The following is a 6,637-nucleotide window of genomic DNA, read 5'->3' as shown; positions in this document are numbered from 1 at the left end:
TGGCCTCCATCGAATCTTTGACAATCCGACGGAATCACATCCCACTGATATCACTCAATAACTTTCAGATCGGGCTCTGACACCGCCGCTTGGGGTCAATCTCTTCGTGGCAAGCCAGATCGCCAACATCAAGTTCGAGAAGGTCGCCGTTGCGATCCTGCCCTTTGTTGCAACCCTGATGGTGGCGATGCTGATTGTGATCTTCTTCCCTCAACTCAGCCTCTGGCTGCCTGAAACCTTGCGAAGCCTGAGGTGACCCCATGCTAACAGCGTTGGTGCGCGGATCAAATTTCAGCGTTTTGCATCTATGCGACCAGGATCTGAAAATAGCTTGATTGGTCCAGCATGCCGCACAAACATAACGCCGCCCGCCGCCATCACATCGGTAAGATGAAGTTCAAGGTGCCGAACTGGGCGGAGTACGGGGCTGACCTTCGCCGCTCTGACCTGGCGAACGAAACGACGCTGATGCTGGGCATGGTGTTTGGGCTGCGGTGGCGCCAGAGCCAAGGGCTTGTGAGTTCAGTGCTTGATCTGATGGGATTGGATCGGCCTGTGCCCGATCACACCACGCTGAGCCGGAGAGCCGGAACCTGGAAGTCATCGAGCAAAAGCAATGGCCGCCAATCCGTGGCGGACGGGCCGGTTCAAATCTTGATCGATAGCACCGGGCTGAAGATCTATGGCGCAGGCCAATGGCTGGAAAAAACATCAGGCAAAGTCCCAACGAGGCTGGCGCAAGCTGCACCTGGCGGTTGATGCCGACAATGGCGAGATCATTGCCCATAGCCTGACAGATCAGGAAGCTGGCGGTGCCTCGCAGCTGGAACCTTTGCTTGATCAGATCGATGGTGATGGTCGGACGGGATATCGTGGCGTGAAATGTGGAAGAGATGGGCGACCGGGTTGTGAATGGAGATGAAACGCTGGAGATGTCGGGCTGGTTTGAAGCCCTTCATGATCCGCTCTCGCGGTCGTGTCGGTTGATGGGAATTCTCTGCCCGGTTGTTCAATCCCTTGTGCGAACGATGTTCGACGTCGGGCATGATATCGCGCTTTGCCGCGCCGTAGGATCGGAGTTTATCGGTGATCATGACGCGTGGCGCATGACCTTGTCTTTTGAGAAGCTTTCGCATCAGAGTTTGGCGACCTTGGTATGACGGCGGCTCTGCAGCAGCACATCGAGATACCATTTGTCGCCAAGCTTTCCGGATGAACGCCGCCGGATTTCATTGGCAAAGTGGAGACCGAATTTCGCGGCGCAAAGGCCGACTGTCTGGTGCGAGACGATGATTCCACGCGCCACCGGCAAATCTTCGACCATTCGCAGACTGAGCGGAAAACCGATGCCGGCGATAAAGGGCAGCACGAGTGGCTTGGGTCATGCAAGGCGATTAGAGAACGTGCTGGGACACGACTGTTTCAATCAATCCGCTTGCCAAATTACGGAACCAATCCACTAGCCCTCATTACTAATCAATTCGCGGTTGTTGTGTACAAGTCGGGTTGACCAGGGGATCGGATTGCGCAGCGCGAAATGGGCCATGCAGGCGCCTTCCGCCTCGGCCAGGAGCGCCTGGATGCTCTCTTCGGATTCGGGGCTCTCGATGATGACATGGGTCTCGACTTTTTCGCATCGACCATCTGTGGTGTGACCGAGTTCGCGCATCGTGCCCAGATTGGTCATGAAGCGGATCCGCTGTTCGAGGCGCAGGGAATCGACCTGGATTTTCCGTGCTGTGAGAATATCGGTCAGGTGTGTCATCAGACAGAAGGCGATGCCTGCGGAGAAAAAGGCCAACGGTGGCGGCGCGGTGTCGTCTCCGACCGGCGTCTGCTCGTCGCAATACAGCTTAACCGGGCTAAAACCGGGAATGTTGACCTGAACCACGCCCGACTTCTTCTGCCGGTCGTGGGCTTCGGCAACAACATTGACCTCGAAGTAAAGCGGCTCGGGCGGGCGGGATTTGCGAAACGGCGACGGTTCGAACTGGGTTGGGACGGGTGCGGCCTCGGCCCGCTCGCCTACGTGAAAATCGCTTTGATCCGTCATCGATCTATGTCTCCTTGGAATGGTCGGTTGAATGGGCTGCGGCGCTTAGCCATGGTTCCAGTCATCGGGCTTGCTGGAATCGTTGGGTGAGAGGCCAAGTGTTTCGCCGTCGGTGGAACAGCCGAGGCCAAGCACCGTCCGGTTGGCATAGTTGAAATAGGCCGCCACCTGATTGATCTCGAGGATTTCGCCGTCGCTGTAGCCCAGTTCACGCAGCTTCTGGACATCGGCCTGGACCAGGTTTTTGGGTGCTAGCGTCAGTATTTCGGCGTAGCGCAAGGCTTCCTTCTGAGCGTCATCGAGTGGCGCGCGGCTGATGGCGCGGCCGATAATTGCCGCCCGGATTTCGTCGCTGCGAGCGTCATCCTTCAACAGCCGTTTCAGACCGGCAAAATGATGATCAACGCAGTAGCTGCAATGATTGAGCGCGCTCACCCAGACGCCGACGGTTTCAAGAAACCATTTCGGCACCGTGTTGTTGGAATTGTGCAGGACATTCTTGTACAGCGTCATGTGACCTTCGAGCGTATGCGGACGCAGGCTGTGCATGGCGAGAATGTTGTCGACCTTGTTGCCAGGTCCCTTGACCCGGTCATAGATGGTCTTGAGCGGCCCTTCGGCCTGATCGTAGGGAATGGCATCAATCCATGGCATTGCTGGTTTCCTTGGCTGTCTGGGTTCAAAGATTCTAGGGTTGCCGGCCCGTCTCAGCCGAGCAACAATGCGTCGTCGCTGAGTTCCTCGTGCTGCTCCTGCTTGAACAACGCGAGCAGGTCGTTGACATGCATCGCCGCGCGTTTCGGTCCGTCGATGTCGGTGACAATCCGGCCGCGGTGAAACATCACCGTGCGGTCGCCGACATGCAGCGCCTGCGCCATCGAATGCGTGACCATGACCACCGTGAGCTTCAGTTCGGCAACGATCGACTGCGTCAGTTCGAGGACGAAACCGGCGGTTTTCGGGTCAAGCGCGGCAGTATGTTCGTCGAGCAGCAAGACCTTGGTGTCGCCGGTCGTGGCCATCAACAGGCTCACCGCCTGGCGTTGACCACCCGACAGCAGACCGACCTTGTCGTGGAGCCGGCTCTCCAGACCGAGTCCCAGCACCTTCAGCCGCTCGGCTGCCTCGTCCTTGATTGTGCGGGTGACCGCCATGCGAAACCCGCGAGGGCGGGTTCGGCCCTGCGCCAGCGCGAAATTTTCGAGGATGGTCAGATCCTCGCATGTGCCCATCTTGGGATCCTGGAAAACCCGGCTCAAGAACTTCGACCGCCGATAGATCGGCCAATCGGAAATATCGTCACCGGCGACAGCCACGGTGCCGCTGGCAGGCCGGCACAGGCCGGCAATGAGATTGAGGCAGGTCGATTTTCCAGCGCCGTTGGAACCGATCACGGTCAGGAACTGGCCTTCGGGAACATTGAGGCTGATGCCACGCAAGGCCTTGGTTTCCAGCGGTGTTCCGGGGTTGAACGTGACATGGACATCCGAAAGTTCAATCATTGCTGCGCCTCTTGAAAAACTTCAGGAAAGACAGTCCTGATTGCTGTACGATCAAAGCCACAGCAACCAGCGCTGCGGTCACCATTTGGACATCGGACGCCTGCAGCCCGATGAAGTCGGCATTGAGTGCCGCTGCCACCGCAAGCCGGTAAAGCACCGCGCCGATGATGCAGGCCGCAGTCGCGCGGGCGATCGTATCGGAGGGCAGGACCGACATGCCGACGATGACCGATGCCAGTCCGACAATGATGACGCCGATCCCCATATAGGCGTCGGCCGCGCCGAAGATTTGTGCAAACAGCGCACCGGCGACTGCGGTGAGAAAGTTCGCAAGCCCGACGCCAAACAGCTTCATGTTGCCGACATTGACGCCGTTTGCTTCGGCCATCGCCGGGTTGGCGCCGGCGGCGCGCATCGAAATGCCGAGCCCGGTGGCAAGCAGAAGGTCGATCAGCAATTTGATGACCAGCACCAGAATGCCAAGGAAGATCGGATTGACGATGTAGCCCGGATAGCCCCAGCCCTCGAATGCCGAATAGACTGTTTCGACCCCCAGCAGCGCCTTGTTGGGCCCCGTCATTATGCGAAGATTGAGCGAATAGAGCGCAATGCCCACCAGAATGCCGGCCAGAATATGCAGGATATTGAAACGCACATTGAGGTAGGCGGTAATAAACCCGGCGGCAAAGCCGGCGCCGCCCGCAAGCAGCGTGGCCAGCCAGGGATTGACGCCGAACCCGACAATCAGGGTGGCGCAGACGGCGGCGCCCAACGGAAAGCTGCCTTCCACGGTCAGATCCGGAAAGTCCAGTATCTTGAATGTCAGATAGGCGCCGAGCGCGACAATAGCGAAAATGAAACCGGTTTCGAGCGTGCCGAGAAATTCATACAAGGACATGGGAGTTCACTGCCATCAGCTTGGAGCGATTGACGTCGATGGGCGCCAATCGCCCGATGGGATGATGCTGTTATTGGAATATCTTGGTCGCCGCATCGAGCGTTGATTGCGGCACCGTCAATCCCATCTTCTCGGCCGAAGACTTGTTGATGAGGGTCTCGAACTTGTCATTGAGATCCTTGGCAATGACGGCATCGATGGTTCCCACCGGCTTACCGTCGAGAACGTCGGCAACCATCTCTCCGGCAAGCCGGCCGACTGCGTAATAGTTGAGCCCGACCGAAGCCGCAGCACCGCGCTCCACACCGCTGGTCTCGCCGGAAAAGATCGGCATTTTCACGTCCCAGCCGATCTTCACGATGGCTTCCATCGCCGCGACCACGGTGGTGTCGTCTGGCACATAGACGGCATCGACCTTGCCGATCAGTTTCTTGGTCGCCAGGATAACCTCGTTGGTGGTCGGCGCGGCTGATTCCACAACGGCCAGATTGCGTTTTTCGGCTTCTTCTTTGAGGACCGCGAGTGCGGCCAGGGCATTGTCGAGGCCGGGATTGTAGACAAAGCCGACCGTCTTCATGTCGGGCAGGAGTTCAAGCATCAGGTCGAGTTGCTGGCCGATCGGAGCAGCATCGGAGACACCGGTGACATTGGCCCCGGGCTGCTCATAGCGATCAATCAGTTTGGCTTTCAGCGGGTCGGTGACCATCACGAACACAATCGGGATGGCCTTGGTTGAGGCGACCATGGCCTGGGAGGTCGGGGTGGTGATCGGCACGATCACGTCCGGCGCGTTGCCGACAAATTTCTTGGCGATTTGCTGCTGCGTCGGCATGCTGCCATTGGCGTTCTGGTATTCGATCTGGAGCGTTTCGCCCTCGACATATCCGCGATCTGCTAGGGCATCGATGATGCCTTGCTTGCCGTCCATCAGTGATGGCACTTCGACGATTGTCGAAATCGCGATGGTCTTCATTTCAGCCGCGTGAGCAGCCGGCGCGGCAGCTGCTGCGAGTGCAAGCATGGCTGCGCGAATGAGAGTTGCGACTTTCATGTTATCCTCCGAATGTGTGGCGGGAATTGCAGCCCGACCGTTTTCTCAGTGGTTCCCTTGACTTCGGCACTCAGCTTTTCAGGAGCATTTTTGTCCGAGGTCGCAATCCCGAGATTGCCTTTGATCCGTGATTGGCTTTGTCCAAGCAAATTTGCCTCGTCGCCAATTCTTCGTTATCAGACATATGAAACGAGATAATTGACAATGTCAATCACATGACCGACGAACATGAATATCAACTGCGCGGGGGCCTGGGTTTCAGGTTTACCCGCACCGCCCGGCTCATGGAGCGGCATTACGAACGGCTTCTGGGCGAACTCGGGCTGTCGCGCATTATGTGGTGCGTTCTGGTGATGCGTGGCCTGTACGGAATCCAGAGCCCGTCGGCGATGGCTGATTACCTGGGTGTGGACCGGGCGGTGATCTCGCGGATCCTCGGTTCGATGGACCGGAAAGGCATGATTTCACGCATCCCCCTGGACGGTGACAAGCGCGGTCGTGACGTCCATCTCACCGCCCTTGGCAAGCAAAAGCTCGACGCGTTCTTGCCGCGTGCAATGGAGACGGCCAACTATTTCCGCAGCAAGCTGACCGAGGCCGAGTTTCAGCAACTCAACCTGATCCTGGACAAGATGATGCAAGGCGAAGACGGCGCGCTGCCGGGTCTCTGAGCGGGCCCACCGAAGGCATGTCATTTCAAGCGATTGCATTGCCAGGGCGTTGGTACGCGGATCGGCATAGGGTCAGCATTCAGTCTTTGATCGGCCGCTTATTTGGTTGCTCCCGCCGAGGCTTGGCAACGAACGGATGTCGGGCGTCCGCAGACAAGCATTCGGTTCATGTGTGAACGGTCTCCGTTTGGCAAGGGCCATTTTGATGTTTTGACAGCTTGGTCGGCAGCAGGCATGTGTCCGGCCTTTGATTGCGGTCATTCACAGACTGCCGCTGGCCATGATGAAGTCCGCAGATCAGGTTCCATCAGAACCACGCGCTTTTCGCGCTCGTCGCAAAACGGATTGTCCCGATCCGGATTTCGACCCTTGTCCTCACACCATTAGGGCCTGTGGACATTCGGGATTCCCATCGGTTCTGATTTCTGATTCAAAGCTTCCAAACGGAGGTTTGAATGAACG

7 protein-coding genes and 2 pseudogenes are annotated in these 6,637 nt (G+C 57.7%); 3 read left to right on the top strand and 6 right to left on the bottom strand.

Annotated elements, in window-relative coordinates; all coding sequences use genetic code 11:
- Positions 1-76: 76 nt before the first annotated feature.
- Together ABJN75_RS02755 and ABJN75_RS02750 are read left to right on the top strand one after the other, a co-directional pair.
- Positions 77-256 carry a TRAP transporter large permease subunit gene (locus ABJN75_RS02755; RefSeq protein WP_348436628.1) on the top strand — a complete coding sequence of 60 codons (180 nt, stop codon included), beginning with the start codon at positions 77-79 and terminating at the stop codon, positions 254-256.
- An 89-nt stretch (positions 257-345) separates the two neighbouring features.
- Positions 346-856 (top strand): annotated as a pseudogene (locus ABJN75_RS02750) (transposase); the annotation flags it as partial.
- Here ABJN75_RS02750 and ABJN75_RS02745 read toward each other — a convergent pair.
- From ABJN75_RS02745 to ABJN75_RS02720, 6 genes and pseudogenes are all read right to left on the bottom strand, one after another.
- A pseudogene (locus ABJN75_RS02745) lies at positions 777-1,385 on the bottom strand (transposase). The pseudogenes ABJN75_RS02750 and ABJN75_RS02745 overlap by 80 nt on opposite strands.
- Positions 1,386-1,459: 74 nt before the next feature.
- Entirely contained in the window at positions 1,460-2,053 is a 594-nt protein-coding gene (locus ABJN75_RS02740) for an OsmC family protein (RefSeq protein ID WP_348436626.1), read from the bottom strand.
- Positions 2,054-2,098: 45 nt separating this feature from the next.
- The gene (locus tag ABJN75_RS02735; protein WP_348436624.1) at positions 2,099-2,707 is read right to left on the bottom strand and encodes a peroxidase-related enzyme; all 609 of its coding nucleotides are present in this window, start codon (positions 2,705-2,707) and stop codon (positions 2,099-2,101) included.
- A 53-nt stretch (positions 2,708-2,760) separates the two neighbouring features.
- Complete coding sequence (locus ABJN75_RS02730; RefSeq protein WP_348436622.1) at positions 2,761-3,555, bottom strand: ABC transporter ATP-binding protein; 795 nt, start codon at positions 3,553-3,555, stop codon at positions 2,761-2,763.
- Positions 3,548-4,453, bottom strand: coding sequence for an ABC transporter permease (locus tag ABJN75_RS02725; RefSeq protein WP_348436620.1), 906 nt, complete (start codon positions 4,451-4,453; stop codon positions 3,548-3,550). Before ABJN75_RS02725 ends, ABJN75_RS02730 begins: the two co-directional genes overlap by 8 nt.
- Positions 4,454-4,523: 70 nt before the next feature.
- Positions 4,524-5,504 carry an ABC transporter substrate-binding protein gene (locus ABJN75_RS02720; RefSeq protein ID WP_348436619.1) on the bottom strand — a complete coding sequence of 327 codons (981 nt, stop codon included), beginning with the start codon at positions 5,502-5,504 and terminating at the stop codon, positions 4,524-4,526.
- A 215-nt stretch (positions 5,505-5,719) separates the two neighbouring features.
- Here ABJN75_RS02720 and ABJN75_RS02715 point away from each other — a divergent pair, with 215 nt between their 5' ends.
- Complete coding sequence (locus ABJN75_RS02715) at positions 5,720-6,175, top strand: MarR family transcriptional regulator (protein WP_348436617.1); 456 nt, start codon at positions 5,720-5,722, stop codon at positions 6,173-6,175.
- The last annotated feature ends 462 nt before the right edge of the window (positions 6,176-6,637 follow it).

Source organism: Hoeflea sp. (assembly GCF_039975035.1).
Lineage (GTDB): Bacteria > Pseudomonadota > Alphaproteobacteria > Rhizobiales > Rhizobiaceae > Hoeflea.
The sequence above is the reverse complement of the archived record's forward strand: the minus strand, read 5'-3'. Positions and strand labels throughout refer to the sequence as shown.